Source organism: Intrasporangium sp., from assembly GCF_051961875.1.
Taxonomy (GTDB): domain Bacteria; phylum Actinomycetota; class Actinomycetes; order Actinomycetales; family Dermatophilaceae; genus Intrasporangium_A.
This window is the reverse complement of the sequence record NZ_JBQCCV010000003.1, coordinates 1-18,853: the sequence shown is the minus strand read 5'-3', so window position 1 is coordinate 18,853 and position 18,853 is coordinate 1. Positions and strand designations below refer to the sequence as shown.

At 71.4% G+C, this 18,853-nt stretch carries 17 protein-coding genes; 4 read left to right on the top strand and 13 right to left on the bottom strand.

Translation table 11 applies throughout. The features are described from left to right. A partial coding sequence (locus ACTHJJ_RS00120; RefSeq protein ID WP_440300906.1) for an MFS transporter occupies positions 1-1,046 on the bottom strand: 1,046 nt, incomplete at its 3' end. 99 nt (positions 1,047-1,145) lie between these two features. On the opposite strand from ACTHJJ_RS00120, the gene ACTHJJ_RS00115 reads away from it, so the two are divergent. After that, positions 1,146-1,679, top strand: a complete 534-nt coding sequence (locus ACTHJJ_RS00115) for a type II toxin-antitoxin system PemK/MazF family toxin (protein ID WP_440300905.1) — start codon at positions 1,146-1,148, stop codon at positions 1,677-1,679. A gap of 56 nt (positions 1,680-1,735) precedes the next feature. Here the strand turns inward: ACTHJJ_RS00115 and rpsT are convergent, their stop codons facing one another. The 3 genes from rpsT to ACTHJJ_RS00100 form a co-directional block, all read right to left on the bottom strand. After that, positions 1,736-1,996, bottom strand: coding sequence for a 30S ribosomal protein S20 (rpsT, locus tag ACTHJJ_RS00110; protein WP_440300904.1), 261 nt, complete (start codon positions 1,994-1,996; stop codon positions 1,736-1,738). A gap of 260 nt (positions 1,997-2,256) precedes the next feature. After that, a complete protein-coding gene (holA, locus tag ACTHJJ_RS00105) occupies positions 2,257-3,216 on the bottom strand; it encodes a DNA polymerase III subunit delta (RefSeq protein ID WP_440300903.1) in 960 nt (319 codons plus the stop codon). A gap of 76 nt (positions 3,217-3,292) precedes the next feature. Then, positions 3,293-5,527, bottom strand: a complete 2,235-nt coding sequence (locus tag ACTHJJ_RS00100) for an ATP-dependent DNA helicase (RefSeq protein WP_440300902.1) — start codon at positions 5,525-5,527, stop codon at positions 3,293-3,295. Between the two features lie 299 nt (positions 5,528-5,826). On the opposite strand from ACTHJJ_RS00100, the gene ACTHJJ_RS00095 reads away from it, so the two are divergent. Beyond that, complete coding sequence (locus ACTHJJ_RS00095) at positions 5,827-7,533, top strand: formate--tetrahydrofolate ligase (RefSeq protein WP_440300901.1); 1,707 nt, start codon at positions 5,827-5,829, stop codon at positions 7,531-7,533. Positions 7,534-7,608: 75 nt separating this feature from the next. Here the strand turns inward: ACTHJJ_RS00095 and ACTHJJ_RS00090 are convergent, their stop codons facing one another. The 4 genes from ACTHJJ_RS00090 to hflX all read right to left on the bottom strand — a co-directional run bounded on the left by ACTHJJ_RS00090 (position 7,609) and on the right by hflX (position 13,150). Then, on the bottom strand, positions 7,609-8,682 hold the full coding sequence (locus ACTHJJ_RS00090; protein WP_440300900.1) for a GNAT family N-acetyltransferase: 1,074 nt from the start codon (positions 8,680-8,682) through the stop codon (positions 7,609-7,611). Beyond that, positions 8,679-8,855: a hypothetical protein gene (locus ACTHJJ_RS00085; RefSeq protein ID WP_440300899.1), complete on the bottom strand. Its 177-nt coding sequence runs from the start codon at positions 8,853-8,855 to the stop codon at positions 8,679-8,681. Before ACTHJJ_RS00085 ends, ACTHJJ_RS00090 begins: the two co-directional genes overlap by 4 nt. A 33-nt stretch (positions 8,856-8,888) precedes the next feature. Continuing rightward, positions 8,889-11,543, bottom strand: a complete 2,655-nt coding sequence (locus tag ACTHJJ_RS00080) for an MGH1-like glycoside hydrolase domain-containing protein (protein WP_440300898.1) — start codon at positions 11,541-11,543, stop codon at positions 8,889-8,891. A 143-nt stretch (positions 11,544-11,686) separates the two neighbouring features. Continuing rightward, positions 11,687-13,150: a GTPase HflX gene (hflX, locus tag ACTHJJ_RS00075; protein ID WP_440300897.1), complete on the bottom strand. Its 1,464-nt coding sequence runs from the start codon at positions 13,148-13,150 to the stop codon at positions 11,687-11,689. 142 nt (positions 13,151-13,292) lie between these two features. On the opposite strand from hflX, the gene ACTHJJ_RS00070 reads away from it, so the two are divergent. Further along, on the top strand, positions 13,293-13,904 hold the full coding sequence (locus tag ACTHJJ_RS00070) for a class I SAM-dependent methyltransferase (RefSeq protein ID WP_440300896.1): 612 nt from the start codon (positions 13,293-13,295) through the stop codon (positions 13,902-13,904). A gap of 100 nt (positions 13,905-14,004) precedes the next feature. Here the strand turns inward: ACTHJJ_RS00070 and ACTHJJ_RS00065 are convergent, their stop codons facing one another. From ACTHJJ_RS00065 to miaB, 5 genes are read right to left on the bottom strand one after another with little or no spacing between them, the layout of a single operon-like run. After that, complete coding sequence (locus ACTHJJ_RS00065) at positions 14,005-14,571, bottom strand: GNAT family N-acetyltransferase (protein WP_440300895.1); 567 nt, start codon at positions 14,569-14,571, stop codon at positions 14,005-14,007. Beyond that, on the bottom strand, positions 14,568-15,419 hold the full coding sequence (gene dapF, locus ACTHJJ_RS00060) for a diaminopimelate epimerase (RefSeq protein ID WP_440300894.1): 852 nt from the start codon (positions 15,417-15,419) through the stop codon (positions 14,568-14,570). The genes ACTHJJ_RS00065 and dapF overlap by 4 nt, the downstream gene beginning before the upstream one ends. Beyond that, complete coding sequence (miaA, locus tag ACTHJJ_RS00055) at positions 15,416-16,396, bottom strand: tRNA (adenosine(37)-N6)-dimethylallyltransferase MiaA (RefSeq protein WP_440300893.1); 981 nt, start codon at positions 16,394-16,396, stop codon at positions 15,416-15,418. The genes dapF and miaA overlap by 4 nt, the downstream gene beginning before the upstream one ends. Then, the gene (gene def / locus ACTHJJ_RS00050; protein WP_440300892.1) at positions 16,393-16,986 is read right to left on the bottom strand and encodes a peptide deformylase; all 594 of its coding nucleotides are present in this window, start codon (positions 16,984-16,986) and stop codon (positions 16,393-16,395) included. Before def ends, miaA begins: the two co-directional genes overlap by 4 nt. A gap of 56 nt (positions 16,987-17,042) precedes the next feature. After that, positions 17,043-18,575 carry a tRNA (N6-isopentenyl adenosine(37)-C2)-methylthiotransferase MiaB gene (gene miaB / locus ACTHJJ_RS00045; protein ID WP_440300891.1) on the bottom strand — a complete coding sequence of 511 codons (1,533 nt, stop codon included), beginning with the start codon at positions 18,573-18,575 and terminating at the stop codon, positions 17,043-17,045. A gap of 110 nt (positions 18,576-18,685) precedes the next feature. Between miaB and ACTHJJ_RS00040 the strand changes: the two genes are divergently transcribed. Next, positions 18,686-18,853, top strand: a 168-nt coding sequence (locus ACTHJJ_RS00040; RefSeq protein ID WP_440300907.1) for a YceI family protein, incomplete at its 3' end; no start/stop codon positions are given.

Here is an 18,853-nt window from a genome sequence, read left to right as displayed (position 1 = left end):
CCGAGCCAGGCACCGAGGGCGTTCGCGAGGTTGAGGGTCGAGTGGTTGAGCGCCGCGGCGAGGGACTGGCCCTCGTGCGCGACGTCCATGAGCCGGATCTGCAGCAAGGGCACGAGGATCGAGGGCAGCAGGCCGAGCACGAACACCATGGCGACGCCCAGCCATGCGATGTGCACCGCCCAACCGAAGAGCCCGAGCAGCGTGGCGATCAGCGCGAGCACGATGATGATCCCGCGGAGGACGCCGCGACGAGCGACCCGCCCGGCGAGGACCATCCCCGTCACCATGCCGATGCCGTAGGCGGCGAGGACCCAGGGCACGAACGACTCGGCCAGCCCAGCCAGCTCCGTCATCGTGGGGGCGATGAAGGCGTACATCGCGAACATCCCGCCGAAGCCGACGGTGCCGATCAGCAGGGCGAGCAGAACCTGCGGCCGACGCAACGCCCCCAGCTCTCGCGCGACGGACTCGTCGCCGGTCACCGGCCTCCTCGGCAGCCACACCGCGAGGGCGACGACCGTCACCGCCCCGATGGCGCCCACCGCGACGTAGGCCGCCCGCCAGCCGAGAGCCTGCCCGAGCATCGTGGCGAGCGGCACCCCGACGACGTTGGCGACCCCGAGCCCCTGCAGCAGGGCGGCCACGGCGGCGGTCCGCCGAGCCGGGGACACGAGCGAGGCCGCGACGACGGACCCGATCCCGAAGTACGCCCCGTGCGGAACCCCGGCGAGGAACCGGGCGAGCATGAGGGTCGGGTAGCGGTCGGCGAGCAGGACACCGAGGTGGGCCGCCGCGAAGAAGCCCATGAGGGCGATCAGCAGGCCCTTGCGAGGCAGCCGGGCGGCGAGGAGCGCGACGGCGGGGGCACCGACGACGACGCCGAGGGCATAGGCCGACACGTAGTGGCCCGCCGTGGCGATATCGACGCCCGTACCCGCAGCGAGCTGCGGCAGCAGGCCCATCGTCATGAACTCGGTTGTCCCGATGGCGAATCCGCCCACCGCGAGGGAGCCGATGGCGAGGAAGATGCGCTGGCGATGGGACACGTGGACTCCGGGCGGGGCGTCGAGCGGGTGGGGGGAGCTTGCGGCGGATCGCCGTCGACCCGGGGTCGCGATTCTAGTCGTGGCCGTTACCGTGAGCGCATGTCGAGCGCACTGGCCGCCCTGCGCCGCCGCCTGAGCCGGCTCCTCCGTGCTGGTCGGGCCGACCGAGTCGCCCGCCCCCGGGAGGGCGCGCGGCGAAGGGCTGGCACAGCGGCATACCGCCGCTACCCCGGCGACGCCACGGCGTTGCCCGACATGACGTACGAGGGCGCGGACAACGGCCGGGTCGACCCGGGCGAGATCGTGTGGACGTGGGTCCCCTACGAGGAGGACCACACCCAGGGCAAGGACCGGCCGGTCCTCATCATCGGCCGGGAAGGTCCTTGGCTCGTCGCGCTGCAGCTGACGAGCCAGGAGCACCACCGCGTTGCGGGGCTGCGGCGTCGCGCCGGCCGCGTGTGGGTCAACATCGGCCCGGGCCCCGGGGAGGGGCGGCGCCGCCCGAGCGAGGTGCGCGTCAACCGGCTCATCCGGGTTGACCCCCGGGCCGTCCGCCGGGAGGGTGCGATCCTGCCCCGCGGCCGCTACGAGCAGGTCGTCGCCGCGGTCCGTGCCGCACACCGGCGCCGCTGACGACAAAGGGCCCCGCACCACCTGGTGCGAGACCCTCGGTCAGCTGCGGTGTCGCGTCAGAGCGACGCAGCCTTCTTGGCCATGGCCGACTTCTTGTTGGCCGCCTGGTTCTTGTGGATGACGCCCTTCGAGACCGCCTTGTCCAGCTTCTTGGACGCGAGCTTGAGGGCCTCGGCCGCAGCGTCCTTGTCTCCGGACTCGGCAGCCACGCGGAACTTGCGGACCCAGGTGCGAAGTTCGCTCTTGACCGCCTTGTTGCGCTCGGTGCGCTGGGCGTTGGTCTTGATCCGCTTGATCTGCGACTTGATGTTTGCCACGTGAAGTTCTTCCTTGGTCGGTGTCGTCTGCCGTTAGAGGGCGGCAAAACTGCTCGGGACCGGGCGTGGGGCACCCTGCGTGAGCAGCCTTGGGTGGTGCGTGCATGCGCGCACGACCTGAGCGCGCACGCAAGGAAGAAATCTACCAGCGGTGCGGGTGGCCACCAAAACGGCGCCAAGCGCCGATCACGGCGGGGATGCCGTGAGCTCGCCGTCGCCCGTCGGCGTGCTGCCGCTGCGCCGCCTCCGGGACGAGACGCTCAGGCACTCGAGCGTGCCCGCGTGATGGTGAGGATGGCCCGCTCGACGGCATAGACCGGGTCGCGGCCACCGCCCTTCACGGCGAAGTCGGCCGCGGCGACGGCCTGGAGTGCGGCGGCGAGACCGTCCCCCGTCCAGTGGGTCAGGGCTGCGCGGGCCCGCTTGACCTGCCATGGGGCCATCCCGACGCTGCTCGCGAGCTGCTCGGGGCTCCCCCGGCCGGCCGAGCCGACCTTGATGAGGCCGCGGAGCTGGGAGGCGAGAACCGCGACGATCGGGACGGGGTCGAGCCCCGACGCGATCGCGTGCCGCAGGAGCCGGAGCGCCTCTGGAGTGTTGCCGGCGATTGCCGCGTCGGCGACCCGGAAGCCGGTGGCGTCGACCTTGCCCCCGTGGTAGGTGTCCACCACGGCGTCCGTGACGAGGCCCTCCGTGTCGGCGACGAGCTGGGCACACGCGGCGGCGAGCTCGCTGACGTCGCGGCCGACCGCCTCGACGAGGGCGCGTACCCCGTCGGTCGTGATCTTGCGCCGGGCGCGGGCGAACTCCTGCTGGACGAAGTCGCTCTTCTCGCGGTCGTTCTTGATCGCCGGACAGCTGACCACCCGGACGTGTTGCTTCTTGAGGGCGTCGAGGACCCGCTTGCCCCGCTGCCCGGATCCATGGGTCACGACGAGGTAGACGTCGTCGGTCGGGGCACCGAGGACCGACATGAGGTCGTCCTGCAGCTCGTCGGATGCCTCGTGCAGGTCACGGACGATGATGCAGGTGGAGCCGCCGAACAGCGACGGGCTGGCGTGGATGAGGAGGGAGCCCGGCTCGTAGCCCGCGGCGTCGACGCGGACAACGTCCATCGCAGCCTCGCGGGCCCTCGCGGCGAGGGAGGTCAGCTCGCGCTCGACGAGGACGCCCTCGGGCCCGCTGATGAGTGTCAGGCGCGGGACATCGACTGCGGTCATGGCGACCACTGTGTCACGTGCCACCGACACCGAAGCTCTCGGTCGCAGAGCATCCCTCGGTGGCGCTCGGCGGTGCTCAGTCGAACAGCGCGCCCGAGGCGAGCTTGACCCCCAGCTGCTCGGCTCGCGCGACGATCGCCTCGGCGGGCAGCTCGAAGTGCTCGACGAGCTCGTCGAGGTGCAGGCCGGCGTCCGCAGCGTCGCGCAGCTCCTCGTCCTCCTCGTCGTTCCATGCATGTCCGCTGGTGACCGCCCGGCGGGCGGACTCCGCGACCGGGGGTGTCGGCGCGACCGGCCGGGGGTGCTCCGCACCGTCGTCCGCCCGGGTGCCGGTCAAGGACCGCATCGCCGGCTCCTCGACCGGCAGCGGCTCGGGAGCAGTCTGGTCGAGTCGCGCCAGGGCGCCCAGCACCATCGCCTTGTCCGTGGTGGGCCAGAACGGCGGCAGCGACCGCTGGAGGAAGCCGGCGTACCGCGCGGTCATCATCCGGGAGTCCAGGAACGCAACGACGCCCCGGTCGTCGGCTCGACGGACGAGCCGTCCTGCCCCCTGGGCGAGACGTAGGGCGGCGTGCGTCGCAGAGACGGCCATGAAGCCGTTGCCGCCCATCCTCGCGATCGCCTGTGACCGAGCCGACGCCAGCGGGTCGTCCGGGCGCGGGAAGGGGATCCGGTCGATGATGACGAGCTGGCAGGACGACCCCGGAACGTCGACGCCCTGCCAGAGGGTCAGCGTGCCGAAGAGGCACGTCCGCGGGTCCCGGGCGAACTGCCGCACCAGAGTGGTGATCTGGTCCTCGCCCTGGCACAGCACCGGGAACTCGTCCCCGAGCCGGGCCCGCATGATCTCGGCGGCACTCTGCGCCGCGCGCGTGGAGGAGAAGAGCCCCAGCGTGCGCCCGCCGGCGGCCCGGACCAGCTGCTCGATCTCGTCGAGGCTGTCGTCGCTCGCGCCGTCGCGTCCCGGAGGTGGAAGGTGCGCCGCGACGTAGGCGATCGCCTGCCTGGGGTAGTCGAAGGGGCTGCCCACATCGAGCCCCTGCCAGCCCGGTGCGCCGTCCCCACGCAGGCCGATGGTCCCGGCCACGGCGTCGAAGGTTCCTCCGAGCTCGAGGGTCGCCGAGGTCAGCACGACCGTCCGATCGGCGAAGACCTTGTCCCTCACGAGCATCGCGACACTCATCGGGGCGACGCGCAGGACCGGCCCCCGCCGGGGGTCACGACTCAGCCAGACGACGTCGAGCTCGCGCTCCTCGAGGATCCGCTCCGCGTTCTCCTGGACCTCCTCGACGGCGGCACGCGCCACCTGACGTCCCCCGTCGGCGTCCTCGCCCGGGGCCGGCTTGAGGTCGCTCTGGACGGCCCGAGCGGTGTCACGGACCCGTGAGAGCGCGAGCGCCACGGCGTCAGGGATGCCGAGCAGGCGCCCCTCCTCCACCGGCTCGAGGACGGTGCCGAGCAGCTCGCCGGCCTCCGTCAGGGCAGCGGCGTTCTCCGACATCCGGCCGGCCTTCTTCGCGGCCATGCCCACCATGGCGCCGGTCAGCTCGTCCGTGATCGTCGCCGTGACCCGGTCGACGAGCTCGTGGGCCTCGTCGACGATCAGGACGTCGTGCTCCGGGAGCATCTGGCGGCCCTCGAAGGAGTCGATGGCCATGAAGGAGTGGTTGGTGACGATGACGTCGACGTCGGCCGCTGCGGCTCGCGCCCGCTCCACGAAGCACTCCGCGACGAGCGGACACTTGCTGCCGAGACACTCGTGCGCCGAGACGGACACCTGCCGCCAGGCCCTCTCGGAGACGCCGGGCACGAGCTCGTCGCGGTCGCCCGTCTCTGTGGTGTCTGCCCACTCGCGCAGGCGCACGACCTCCTGTCCCAGCCGGCCCGCCGCTGCATCGACCTGCCCGAGCCCGAGGAGGGCCTCCTCCTCGTCGGGGAACCCGCCCTCGAGCTTGTGGAGGCACACGTAGTTGCGGCGTCCCTTGACGAGCGCGAAGGTCGGCCGCCGGCCGAGGAGGGGCTGGAGTGCATCGGCCACTCGGGGCATGTCTCGGTCGACGATCTGGGCCTGCAGCGCCAGCGTGGCCGTGGCGACGACGGCCGGCTTGCCGGCGTCGAACGCATGCGCGACGGCCGGCACCAGGTAGGCCAGGGACTTGCCCGTCCCCGTGCCGGCCTGGACGAGGAGGTGCTCCTTGCCCTCGACCGCCTGGGCGACGGCCCGGGCCATGGACAGCTGTCCCGGACGCTCGACGCCGCCCAGGCCGGTCACGGCGGCATGGAGCAGGGCATCGAGCGGGGGTCGCGGCATTGCCTCAGGGTACTTCCGACCGGGCGTGGCTCGGCCACCGCGGATCACGCACTGTGGACGGTCGCCGAACATCCGGTGTCCCCAGTGGAGGTCCAGACGACGGCCTGCCGGGCACCAGAGCACAATCCCGACGATCGGGAGCACCATTCCGACGATCGGGAGCACCATTCCGACGATCGAAAGCTCAATCCGCCGAGCCAGATTGCGTTGCGGTGCGGGGTGAGCGTGCCGAGGGTGATCTTGGAGTCACTCCCTCCGATCCCCTGTCACCCCGCACGGAACCGGCGTTGGATCAAGGCATGACCACCACGCACCTGCCCACCGACCTCGACATCGCGCGCGCGGCGACCCTGCGCCCGATGGATGACGTCGCCGCCGACCTCGCCATCGGTCCCGACCACCTCGAGCCATACGGGCGCGACGTCGCGAAGATCGACCTGGCCGTCCTCGACGAGCCGACTGCGCACCATACGGCCCGGTACGTCGTCGTCACGGCCATCACTCCGACACCGCTCGGCGAGGGCAAGACGACGACCGTCGTCGGGTTGGGACAGGCGCTCCAGCGCCTCGGTGAGCGCGCCGTCGTGACGCTGCGGCAGCCCTCCATGGGGCCGACGTTCGGCATCAAGGGCGGCGCGGCGGGAGGCGGCTACAGCCAGGTCATCCCGATGGAACGGCTCAACCTGCACCTCACCGGCGACTTCCACGCGGTGACCGCGGCACACAACCTGCTCGCGGCGATGGTCGACAACCACCTGCACCATGGCAACGCGCTCGGGCTCGACACCCGTAACATCACCTGGCGCCGCGTGCTCGACGTCAACGACCGCTCGCTTCGTCACGTCGTCATCGGCCTCGGCGCCCGCGCGGACGGTGTCCCCCGGGAGACGGGGTTCGACATCACCGCGGCGAGCGAGGTCATGGTGCTGCTCACCCTCGCCACGTCCCTCGAGGACCTGCGGTTGCGGCTCGGGCGCATCGTCGTCGGCTACACCACGGACGGCAAGAGTGTCACCGCGGACGATCTCGGGGCGGCCGGTGCCATGGCGGTCATCCTCAAGGACGCCCTCAAGCCCAACCTGCTCCAGACCCTCGAGGGCGGGCCGGCGATCGTGCACTGTGGACCCTTCGGCAACATCGCCACCGGCACGTCGTCCGTCATGGCGGACCTCGTCGGCATCCGGCGTGCCGACTACGTCATCACCGAGGCCGGCTTCGGGGCGGACATGGGCGCCGAGCGCTTCTTCGACGTCAAGTGCCGGGTCAGCGGGCTCGTCCCGGATGCCGCCGTCATCGTCGCGACGGTGCGTGCCCTCAAGGCCCACTCGGGTCGCTTCCGGATCCGCCCCGGCAAGCCGCTCCCGGAGGACCTGCTGGCCGAGTCGCCCGAAGACGTCATGGCGGGCATCCCGAACCTCGAGCAGCACATCGCGATCATCCGCACCTTCGGCATAGAGCCGGTCGTCGCGATCAACGCGTTCCCGGAGGACCACGCCAGTGAGCACGACGTCGTGCGCGCCGCCTGCGAGCGCCTCGGCGCGCGATGCGCGGTGACCCGTCACGTGGCCGAGGGCGGCGCCGGCGCCGAAGACCTCGCACAGGTTGTCATGGAGGCGTGCGAGCAGGAGAGCGACTTCCGGTTTCTCTACCCGCTCGACCTGCCGCTCGCCGACAAGATCGAGCGGGTCGCCACGCAGGTGTATGGCGCGGACGGCACCGACCTCTCCCCTGCCGCCGCCAAGGCGTTGCGGGAGTACGAGGGCCTCGGCTTCGGCACGCTGCCGGTCGTCATCGCGAAGACGCACCTGTCGCTCTCGTCGGACCCGACCCTGCTCGGCGCCCCGCGAGGCTGGCGGATGCCGGTCCGCGAGGTACGGGCCGCGGTCGGGGCGGGCTATGTGTACGCGATCTGCGGCGACATGAGCACGATGCCAGGCCTGCCGACGTCGCAGAACGCCGAACGGATCGACGTGACCGCGGACGGCGGCGTCATCGGCCTCAGCTGAGGTCCGCCTCCCGAGCCGAGGTGTCGAGGTGCGCCGCGAACCTGCCCCTCCCTCAACCCGGGCCCGGGCGGCGGCTCAGCGGCGTCCGTCGGCGACCAACGCAGACCCGTCGACCCGGCGGGCCATCTCGACGTCGTCGCGGTAGTCGTCCCCGCCGAGCCAGAGCGAGCGCGGCACTCGGCCGACCTCCGTCCAGCCGCACGACTCGTAGAAGTGCCCCACACCGGTCCCGCCGCGGTAATCGAGCCGCAGCACCTCCACGTCGGGCCGCTCCGACCGGACCACCGCGACGAGCCCGCCCAGCAGGACGCGGCCGAGGTTCCGGCCCTGGACCGCCGGGTCGACCATGAAACGCAGGAGGGTTGCCGTCCGCGCGAGCGGGAGCCGGTCGAGGTGGTCCCAGAAACCCATGCCGCGCAGCACCCCTGTGGGGTCGCGCATCAGCCCGAGCACCGACTCGCCGCGCCCGACCCTCGCAAGGTGTCCGTCCAGGCGCGCCCCGACATCGTTGCGAGGAGCGGACCCGACGAAGCCGACGGCTCCCCCGCTGTCGTTGACCGCCACCCACAGGTCGAGCAGCTCCTCCCGCAGGTCGTCGTCCACGTGGCTGACCGGCCGGACGGCGGGCAGCTCGAGGATGACGTCCGGCTCGTCGTCGGGGAAGAGAGGGTGGACGCGGCGACCGATCTCGAACAGGCCCGCAGCCCGACATGTCGCGAGCGATGCCGCGTTGACCGGCGCCACCGTGGCGGTGACGGGCAGGTCCGGGCGGTGCTCGGCGGCCCAGCCCACGAGGGCGCGGGCGAGCTCGCGGCCGTAGCCGAGACCGTGGCTCTCGGGGCCCAACCGAAAGTAGAGGTTGAGGTGCGCCGGCCCGTGCTCCCGCTCGACGCGCAGGCCCGCCCATCCGATGACCCGCCCTGAGTCGCGGGCCAGCACAGCGACATACCCGATCCCCTCGTCCTCCCATCCGGCGACGTCATGCGCCAGGCGCTCCTCGCACTGCGCGGGGCTCGGCATCGCCGCCGGCTTGTGGCGGTAGCCGCGCGGGTCGGTGTGGAGCCGCACGTAGTCGCCCAGATCCGCCTGACGAGGGCGGCGCAGGACGAGACGCGACGTCGTCAGCCAGACGTCACCAGGCTCGCTCACGCCGGCTCGACGCGCTCGACGCGCGCGTCGCGCTCGGGGGCACGAGTCTCGCAGACCGCGAGCGGCGCACCGTCACAACAGGGCTCGATGTAGAGGCACCGGGGGCAGCGGTTGTGCGCCTGCTCGGCGTACATCTGCGTGCCACAGTAGGGACACGGGATCTCCAGGGGCATGGGCCCATCGTGGCCCATGCCACCGACACGCCATCAACGGACATGCCGGTCGCGCACGCCCGGAGTCGTGCAGATCAGGTGCGCGACCAGGGCCGTCCAGCCCGTCTGGTGCGACGCACCCAGCCCCATCCCGTTGTCGCCGTGGAAGTACTCGCTGAACGTCGGCTGGTCATGCCAGAGGGGGCCGTCGCGCATGTCACGGGGATCGCTGGGGCGGTGCCCGTCGGCCCCCGGACGGAACAGCCCGACGAGCCGCTGCTCGATCTCGTCGGCCACCTCGAGGAGGGATCGTTGCTGCCCGGACCCGCTCGGGCACTCCACCGTGAAGTCGTCACCGAGGGCCAGGCCATGTTCCCGGAGCGCGTCGACGAGCAGGGCGTTGACCGGGAACCACACCGGCCCGCGCCAGTTCGAGTTGCCGCCGAAGAGACCGGTGCCCGACTCCCCCGGCTCGTAGTCGATGCGGAACGACTGCCCCTCGACGTCCTGCTCATAGGAGCCGTATGCCGCTGACAGCGACCTGATGCCGTGCGGCGAGAGGAACTCGGACTCGTCGAGCAGGTAGCGGCAGAGCCGGGCCAGGCGGTCGGGGTCGACGACGCGCAGCACCCGATGGCCTTCCGCCGTACCGGCGGCGGGCACCAGCGCCGGTGCGAGCTCGGGGCGGTGCCGGTCGAGCCAGTCCAGGGTGCTCATGACCTCCGGCAGCCGGTCCGGCACCCAGCCGGGGATGGTGGTGACGGCGAGGAGGGGCAGCAGCCCGACGAGGGACCTGACCCGGAGCTGGACGGCTCCCCCGCCCTCCGGGACCAGCGCGTCATAGAAGAAGCCGTCCTCGTCGTTCCAGAGCGTCACGCCGTCCCGGCCCGGGCGCTCGAGTGCGTCGGCGATGGCGCAGAACCGCTCGACGAAGGTCGTCACGAGGTCGCTCCAGGCGGCGTCGTGGTGGGCCAGCTCGAGGCTGATCCGCATGAGCCAGGCGCTGTAGCAGGCCATCCAGCTCGTCGCGTCGGACTGTTCGAGCCGCCACCCCGCCGGCACGTCGCGCGACCGGTCGAACAACGCGATGTTGTCCATTCCGAGGAACCCGCCGGAGAAGAGGTTCGACCCCTCCGGGTCCTTCCGGTTCAGCCACCACGAGAAGTTGAGGAGGAGCTTCGCGAGGATCCGCATGAGGAAGTCCTGGTCGCGGCGCCCGTCGATGACGTAGACCCGCCACGCAGCCCAGGCGTGCACCGGTGGGTTGACGTCCGAGAAGGCCCACTCGTAGGCCGGCAGCGCACCGTCCGGGTGCTGCGCCCACTCCCGGGTGAGCAGGAGCAGCTGCTGCTTGGCGAGCTCTGGGTAGATGTGCGCGAGCGTCACGCAGTGGAAGGCGAGGTCCCACGTCGCGAACCATGGGTACTCCCACTCGTCGGGCATCGAGATGACATCGGCGAGCGCGATGTTGCCCCAGTCGACGTTGCGAGCTCCCGGCTCGCGACGCGCGGCGGGGGGCTGCGGCTCGGCCGGGTCGCCCTCGAGCCATTCCTGCACCGAGTAGCGGTAGTGCTGCTGGCACCACATGAGACCGGCGAAGGCCCGCCTGGCCACCTGCCGGTCCACATCGTCGACGCCGCTGGGAATCACCGAGTCGTAGAACTCGTCGGCCTCCCCGCGCCGGGCCGCGAGCACCGCGTGGAAGGCGTCGCCGAAGGCAGCTCCGGCCGAGCCCGGCCGGCGCAGCCGCAGTCTCATGGAGACCGTCTCCCCGGGGCCGACGGCGGGGTGGGCGAGCTCGATGCCGACCTTCGTGCCGCGCTGGGCGGGGTTGACCCCGCCGAGGTCGCCGTGGACGACGGCACGGTTCACGCCGTCCTTCGGGAACGGCGTTCGGCTCGGGGCGCTCCATAGGGCCTCGGCGTTGGACTCGTTGTCGCAGAAGAGGACTCGCGCCGCCCGGTCTTCAGTCTCGAGCACGAGGTCGCCGAGGAAGTCGTGGTGGGCGACGATCCGTGCCGCGGCATCGTCCGCGCTGTCGAGTCGCAGCGTCGGCGTCCGGTCGTCCCGCCCCCAGGCCCAGGTGTTGCGGAACCACAGCTGGGGCACGAGATGCAGCGGGGCGGGATCCGGGCCATGGTTCGTCGCCGTGATCTCGATGAGGACGTCATCGGGCGCCGCCTTGGCGTGCACGACGCGGACGTCGAAGAACCGGTCCTCGTCGAGCACACCGGTGTCGCGCAGCTCGTACTCGGGCACGTCGCGACCCCGGCGGGCGTTCTCTCCCAGCAGCGCGGCATACGGAAATGCCTGCTGCGGATAGCGATAGAGCATCTCGGCGTACGAGTGGGACGGCGTCGCGTCGACGTGCCACCAGTACTCCTTGACGTCCTCGCCGTGGTTGCCCTGCGGGTTCGTCAGCCCGAACCAGCGCTCCTTGAGGCGGTCGTCGTTGCCGTTCCACAGGCCGAGTCCGAGGCAGAGGAAGCCGTGCCGGTCGCTGAGCCCGGCGATGCCGTCCTCACCCCAGCGGTAGGCGCGCAGGTGGGCGTGGTCGAAGGGCAGGTAGGCCCACGCGTCGCCGTCTGCCGAGTAGTCCTCGCGGACCGTGCCCCACTGTCGGCCGGCGAGGTACGGGCCCCAGAGCCGCCAGTCCGCCCGTCCGGTCTCCGTGTCGTCGAGTCGGTGGTGCTCAGCGGTGTCACCCATGAGCGGACCCTCCCAGCCGTTGCTGGGAGGGTCCTCGGGACACGCCGGTCGGCGTTGCTCACGTCAAGCGATCGCTGTGTCCCATGAGCCGAATTGCCGCTCCGGGCCTCGCTCGTTCCTCGCTCGTGTCCTCACAGCTTGGCTCACGCGACCACATACTCGGACAGGTCCGCCTCGATCGCCGGCGTCACCTTGGCGCGCAACCGCGTCCCGTTGGCGACGTGCTCGCTCTCAAGGATCTCGGCCTCCTCGTGCAGTCGCGAGACGAGGTCACCGCGGTGGTAGGGCACGAGGACGTCGACCTCGATCTCGGGCTTGGGCAGCTCGGCGGCGATCAGCTCGCGCAGCTGCTCGATCCCCTCGCCGGTGCGGGCGGACACCGTGATGCAGTGCTTCTCGTGCCGCCGGATCCGGTCGAGCACCTCGGGGTCGGCGATGTCGGCCTTGTTGACGACGATGACCTCCTTGATGGAGTCACCGCCGACCTCGGCGAGCACCTCGCGGACGGCCGAGATCTGGCCCTCCGGGTCCGGGTGCGAGCCGTCGACGACGTGGAGCAGCAGGTCGGCGTCACCGACCTCCTCGAGGGTGGAGCGGAACGCCTCGACGAGCTGGTGCGGCAGGCTGCGGACGAACCCGACGGTGTCCGAGAGCGTGTAGAGCCGGCCGTCGGGCGTCTCGGCCCGGCGCACAGTGGGGTCGAGGGTCGCGAAGAGCTGGTTCTGCACGAGCACGCCCGCGCCGGTGAGCCGGTTGAGCAGCGAGCTCTTGCCGGCGTTGGTGTAGCCGGCGATGGCGACGCTCGGCACGCCACCGGCGCGTCGCCCGTGGCGCTTGGTGTCGCGCACGGTCTTCATGCCCTTGATGTCGCGGCGCAGCTTGGAGATCTTCGTGTTGATGCGGCGCCGGTCAAGCTCGATCTTCGTCTCACCGGGGCCACGCGAGCCGATCCCCTCACCGCCGGCGACCCGGCCACCGGCCTGTCGGGACATCGACTCACCCCAGCCACGCAGGCGCGGCAGCAGGTACTGCAGCTGGGCGAGCTCGACCTGGGCCTTGCCCTCCCGGCTCTTCGCGTGCTGGGCGAAGATGTCGAGGATCAGCGCGGTCCGGTCGATGACCTTGACCTTGACGACGTCCTCGAGCGCGCGCCGCTGGCTCGGGGCGAGCTCGCCGTCGCAGATGACGGTGTCCGCGCCCTCCGCGAGGACGATGTCGCGCAGCTCCTGCGCCTTGCCCTTGCCGAGGTAGGTCGCCGGGTCCGGTCGCTGCCGTCGCTGGACGACGCCCTCGACCACGGTCGAGCCGGCCGTCTCGGCGAGCGCCGCGAGCTCACGCAGGGAGTTCTCGGCGTCCTCCAGCGTGCCCTCGGACCAGACGCCGGCGAGGACGACGCGCTCGAGGCGCAGCTGCCGGTACTCGACCTCGCTGATGTCCTCGAGCTCGGTCGAGAGGCCGCCGACCCGGCGGAGAGCCGCACGCTCCTCACGTTCGAGCTGGTCGCCGTCGTAGTCGTATGCCGCTGTGCTTGCTTCCAGCGCGTCCTCGGCAAGCGCCTCGGCGCGGGTGGCGAACAGGTCGTTCGTGGTCAGGTGCTGTTTCGTCATGTTCTCCTCAGGGTCCCATGGGCACAACGCCGGCAGCCACCGATTTGTGCCCGTTGCCGTCCCTCTCGGCCATCCCCCGCCCTCTACCCGCGAACCGGCCGTGCGGTGCCCCTCCGGCTGCTGCCCGCTAGCGTTGTCCGCGATGAGCGAGCAGCCGGACCACTACTTCAGCGCCGAGCCGGCGCCGCCCGACGAGCGTCGGCAGGTCCCCGTCACCCTCGACGGCCAGGACCTCGTCCTGACCACGGCGCGGGGCGTCTACTCCCCCGACCGGCTCGATCCGGGCACAGCGGTGCTGCTGCGCGGCGCGCCCGACCCCAGTCCGAGCGGTGACCTGCTCGACATCGGCTGCGGCTGGGGGCCCATCGCGCTGACCATGGCGCTGCGCTCCCCCGATGCCAGGGTCTGGGGTGTCGACGTGAACCGGCGCGCCCTCGACCTGGCCCGGGTCAACGCGGCCACGGCCGGGGTCGGCAACGCCACCTTCTGCGAGCCGGACGACGTGCCGGGTGACGTGCGCTTCGCGACGATCTGGTCGAACCCTCCGATCCATGTCGGCAAGCAGGCGCTCCACGCGATCCTCGAGCGCTGGCTGCCCAGGCTTGCCCATGACGGGCGCGCCCACCTCGTCGTGCAGAAGCACCTCGGCTCGGACTCCCTGCAGAAGTGGATCAACGCCCAGGACTGGGGCCTGGCCTGCACGAGGCTCTCGTCCTCGAAGGCCTTCCGGATCCTCGAGGTCACCCGCGCCTGAGCGCCGGACGGAGGCGCCATCGCCGGGTGTGCGCCGCTGTGGTTGCCCGGGGGACGAAAAGGGCACGCACCCGCGCGACCCGGGTCAGCGGCATACCGGTTCAGGGCAGGTCGGAGGCGACGAGCGAGTAGACGACGAGGTCGACGCGGCCCCCGTGGACGATCCCGGCGTTGCGGGCGACGCCCTCGCGGATGAACCCGGCCGACTCCGCGCCGCGCTGGGAGGCGACGTTTCCGGTCGCGGCCTGTACGACGACACGTTGGAGGCGCTGGTCGCGCAGGGCCCACTCCACGAGCACCCGCGTCGCCCGGCCGGCGAGACCGCGTCCGCGGCCCCAGGGGGCGACCCAGTAGCCGATCTCGGTCGTCCCGGTGAGCCAGTCGGTCGCCTTGAGGTCGATGCACCCGTGAAGGCGCCCCTCCACCGCGATGGCGAAGACCACTCCGCGCCCCGACTCCTGGGCCTCCTTGGCGACCACCTCGACGAAGCCCTCGGCGTGCTCACGCTCGTAGGGCTGGGGCAAGGGCAGCCACTCGAGGGTCGTCTCGTCCTGGCAGGCCAGGGTGATGTCGTCGACGTCGCGCGCCTCGAGCGGACGCAGCAGGAAGCCGTCACCCTCGAGGACGACCTTGGGGAACCGGACCGCGACGGCGCCGATCTCGGTCACAGCGGGAACTCTCCGTCCGCGACCAGCGCTGCGGGGCCGGCGAGCTCGACCCGGCTCCCGGGCAGCGGGGTGACGGTCAAGCTGCCTCCGGGCACGTCGACGCGCCAAGGGCGCTCGTCCTCGAGACCGGACCAGAAGCGGGTCGCGAGGGCCGCCGCGGCTGCACCGGTGCCACACGACCGGGTCTCCCCCACGCCACGCTCGTGGACGCGCATCTCGATGTGGCCCGGCCCCAGGGGGCGGACGAACTCGACGTTGACGCCGTCCGGCTGGGCCGGCTGGGTCTCCGGAGGCTCGGTGAGGTCGAGCGCCGGGAGGTCGATCCCCTCCGGGAGCATCACCACGGCGTGCGGGTTCCCCAGATCGAGCGAGAGGGCCGGGACGGGCTTGCCGTGCCGGGGCCGCACCATGAGGTCGAAGCCGTCACGCCGGGCCGCGGCCTCGTCGACCAGCCGCCACGGTCCGAGGTCGACGGCGAAGCCTTCGGGGGTGACCCGCACCGTCTTGACGCCGGCACGGGTGGCGATGTCGAACCGGTCCCCGCTCGTGAGCCCCTCCCGGACGAGGTAGGCGGCAAAGACCCGGGTCCCGTTGCCGCACATCTCCGCGAGGGACCCGTCCGCGTTCCGGTAGTCCATGAACCACTCCGCGCGGTCCGCCACGGACTGCACTGCCTCCTCGGTCGCGAATCGCGTTGGCACGACACGGATCACCCCGTCGCCGCCAAGACCGGCGTGCCGGTCGGCGAGCCGCTGCACCTGCGCGGGTGTCAGCTCGAGCGTGCCGTCGAGGTCCGGCACGAGGACGAAGTCGTTCTCGGTGCCGTGGCCCTTGGTGAAGCGCGTCATGGCGCCCATTCTCCGGTATGCCGCTCACTGACGTCCGCACTGTCAGCCTCGGTGGGGCGCGTGGCGGCCCTCTCGACGGCCTCTAGGGCAGCCGCGAGGAGGGCGTCGCGGTCGGTCCCGTCGGCCGGCAGCCACATGGTGCGCTGGTCGGGACGGAACCACGACTCCTGGCGGCGGGCGAAGCGCCGCGTCGCCTGGGCCGTGCTCTCGACGGCCTGCTCGAGGGTGCTCTCGCCGTCGAGGACGGCGATGGACTGGGCGTAGCCGATGGCCCGGCTCGCCGTGAACCCGTCACGGAGCCCGTGCCGCAGCAGCTGGCTCACCTCGTCGAGCAGCCCGTCCTCGAACATCCGAGCCGCGCGGGCGTCGATGCGCTCGTCCAACCGGGCCCGGTCGACCGAGAGCCCGAGAATGACAGCGGGAGAGACGAACTCGCGCTTCGGCAGCGACGCGCTGAAGGGGCGGCCGGTCAGCTCGATCACCTCAAGCGCCCGGACGATGCGCCGCGTGTTGTTCGGCTGAATCCTCTGCGCAGCCTCAGGATCGAGGTCGCGCAGGCGCTCGAAGAGGGCTTGGGTGCCGCGTGACGCGGCGTCTGCCTCCAGGGCCTGGCGCACCCCCGAGTCCGTCGGCGGGATCTCGAGACGGTCCAGGGCCGCGCGGACATACAGCCCGGAACCACCGACCAGGATCGGTACCCTCCCCCGGCCCCGGATGGCCGCGAAATCGGCCCGGGCCGCGTGCTGGTAGGCGGCGACGCTCGCCTCCTCGGTGACGTCGAGGACGTCGAGCTGGTGGTGCGGGATGCCGCGTCGTTCGGGGACCGGCAGCTTTGCGGTGCCGATGTCCATGCCCCGGTAGAGCTGCATCGCGTCGGCGTTGACGACCTCACCGTCGAGCCGCTCGGCGAGGTCGAGGCCGAGGTCCGACTTGCCGGTCGCCGTCGCACCGACGAGGGCGATGATCGGTGTCGTCACTCGACCTGTGCCGGCGCGTCGTGGCCGAAGGGGTCGGGGTCGACGCCGGGCATCCAGGTGTTGCCGGGGCCGCCCCAGCCGTTGCGCTTGACCGCCTTGCGTGCCTTCTTCGCATAGCGGTCGTCGAGCCGGTCGACGTACAGCGTCCCGTTGAGGTGGTCGTACTCATGCTGCATGCAGCGGGCGAACCATCCCGTGGCGTCGAACTCCACGGGCTTCTGGTCGACGTCGACACCGACGACGTGGGCCCGGTCGGCGCGCTTGAGGGGGAACGACTCACCGGGCACCGACAGGCAGCCCTCGCTGTCCTCGTGCGGGTCCGGCCGCTCCTGCGGCACCCGGGACGTCGTCACGATCGGGTTGATGATGTGGCCCTCGGCGGGGACGCCGTCCTCGTTGTCCATCTTCCACACGAAGACCCGGAGCCCGACGCCGATCTGCGGGGCGGCGAGTCCGACGCCGTTCGCGGCGTCGTTCGTCTCGTGCATGTCGGTGACGAGCTGGCGCAGGTCGTCACCGAAGTCGGTCACGTGCGCGGCGGTCCGATGCAGCACGGGCTCACCGGTGATGACGACGGGGCGAACGGGCATGCCCGCAATCCAAGCATGCGGCCCCGCGCCGCCCAAAGTTCGAGCCGGGGCCCCGATCAGGGGGCGGGGACGTGGCAGGCCGGCTCGGCGGAACGCGTCGACGGGGCCGGCGCACCGATCGAGGGCATCCCGAGGCTCACCGCTGGCTTGCCCGAGCCGGAGGGCGCGTCCTGCAGCGCGGCCCAGGCGTCGCCGCCGGTGCTGCGCCGCACGGCATACGGGCCGCCCTCGAGGGCCGAGTCCGCGACGAGGTGGTGGGGCGCGCCATACGTGACACCCACCGTGACGAGGTCGCCGGGCCGCGGCACCTCCGCACCCTCCGGGACGGCGAAGTGCACGAGCCGGTTGTCCCGGGCCCGCCCGGACATGCGCCTGGTCTCGGCGTCCTTGCGACCCTCGGACGGGGCGACGAGGACCTCGACCTCACGCCCCTCGAGCCTGCGGTTCTCGGACCAGCTGACCTCTTCCTGCAGGGCGATGAGCCGGTCGAACCGCTCCTGCACGACCTCCTTCGGCACCTGGTCGTCCATGGTCGCCGCGGGGGTGCCGGGGCGGATCGAGTACTGGAAGGTGAAGGCGCTGGAGAACCGCGCCTCGCGGACGACGTCGAGCGTGCCCTGGAAGTCCTCCTCGGTCTCGCCGGGGAAGCCGACGATGATGTCCGTGGTGATCGCGGCGTCGGGGATGTGCTCTCGGACCTGGTCGAGGATCCGGAGGAACTTCGCACTGCGGTAGGAGCGGCGCATCGACTTGAGGACCCGGTCCGAGCCGGACTGCAGCGGCATGTGGAGGCTCGGCATGACGTTGGGCGTCTCGGCCATGGCGAGGATGACGTCCTCGGTGAACGCGGCCGGGTGTGGGCTGGTGAAGCGGACGCGCTCGAGGCCCTCGACCTCACCACAGGAGCGCAGCAGCTTGCCGAAGGCGAGGCGGTCGCCGAACTCGACGCCATACGTGTTGACGTTCTGGCCGAGCAGGGTGATCTCGACGACGCCCTGGGCGACGAGCGCCTCGATCTCGGCGAGGATCTCCCCGGGTCGGCGGTCCTGCTCCTTGCCGCGCAGGCTGGGGACGATGCAGAAGGTGCACGTGTTGTTGCAGCCGACGGAGATCGAGACCCAGCCGCTGTAGGCGGAGTCGCGGCGGGTCGGCAGGGTCGAGGGGAAGACCTCGAGGCTCTCCTTGATCTCGACCTCGGCGCGCTTGTTGTGGCGCGCCCGGTCGAGCAGGGCCGGCAGGGAGCCGATGTTGTGCGTGCCGAAGACGACGTCGACCCACGGCGCGCGCTCGACGATCAGCCCACGGTCCTTCTGGGCCATGCAGCCACCGACGGCGATCTGCATGTCCGGGTTGCGCAGCTTGGCCGGGCGCAGCTGGCCCAGGTTGCCGTAGAGCTTGTTGTCGGCGTTCTCGCGGACCGCACAGGTGTTGAAGACGACCACGTCGGCCACCTCCGGCCGGTCACCCGCGGGCAGGCTCGTGACGTCGACGTAGCCGGCCGTCTCGAGCAGGCCGGCGAGGCGCTCGCTGTCGTGGACGTTCATCTGGCAACCGTGCGTGCGCACGTCGTAGGTCTTCTGCGTCGTCATGGCATCGTCAAGGGTACGGCGTCAGGGACCCGAGCCAGAACTTGACAGTTCAACCATCCAGTGGCAATGTTGACGTTGAAAGTTCAACCGACTACCACGAAGGACTTCACATGGGACTCTTCAACCGCAAGGCCGAGGTCGAGACCGTCGAGACCACCACTGCCGTGACCGACATCGCCGGTGACTACGCGCTCGACCCGACGCACACCCGGATCGGCTTCTCCGCCCGGCACGCCATGGTCACGAAGGTCCGCGGCCAGTTCGACGAGTTCGAGGGC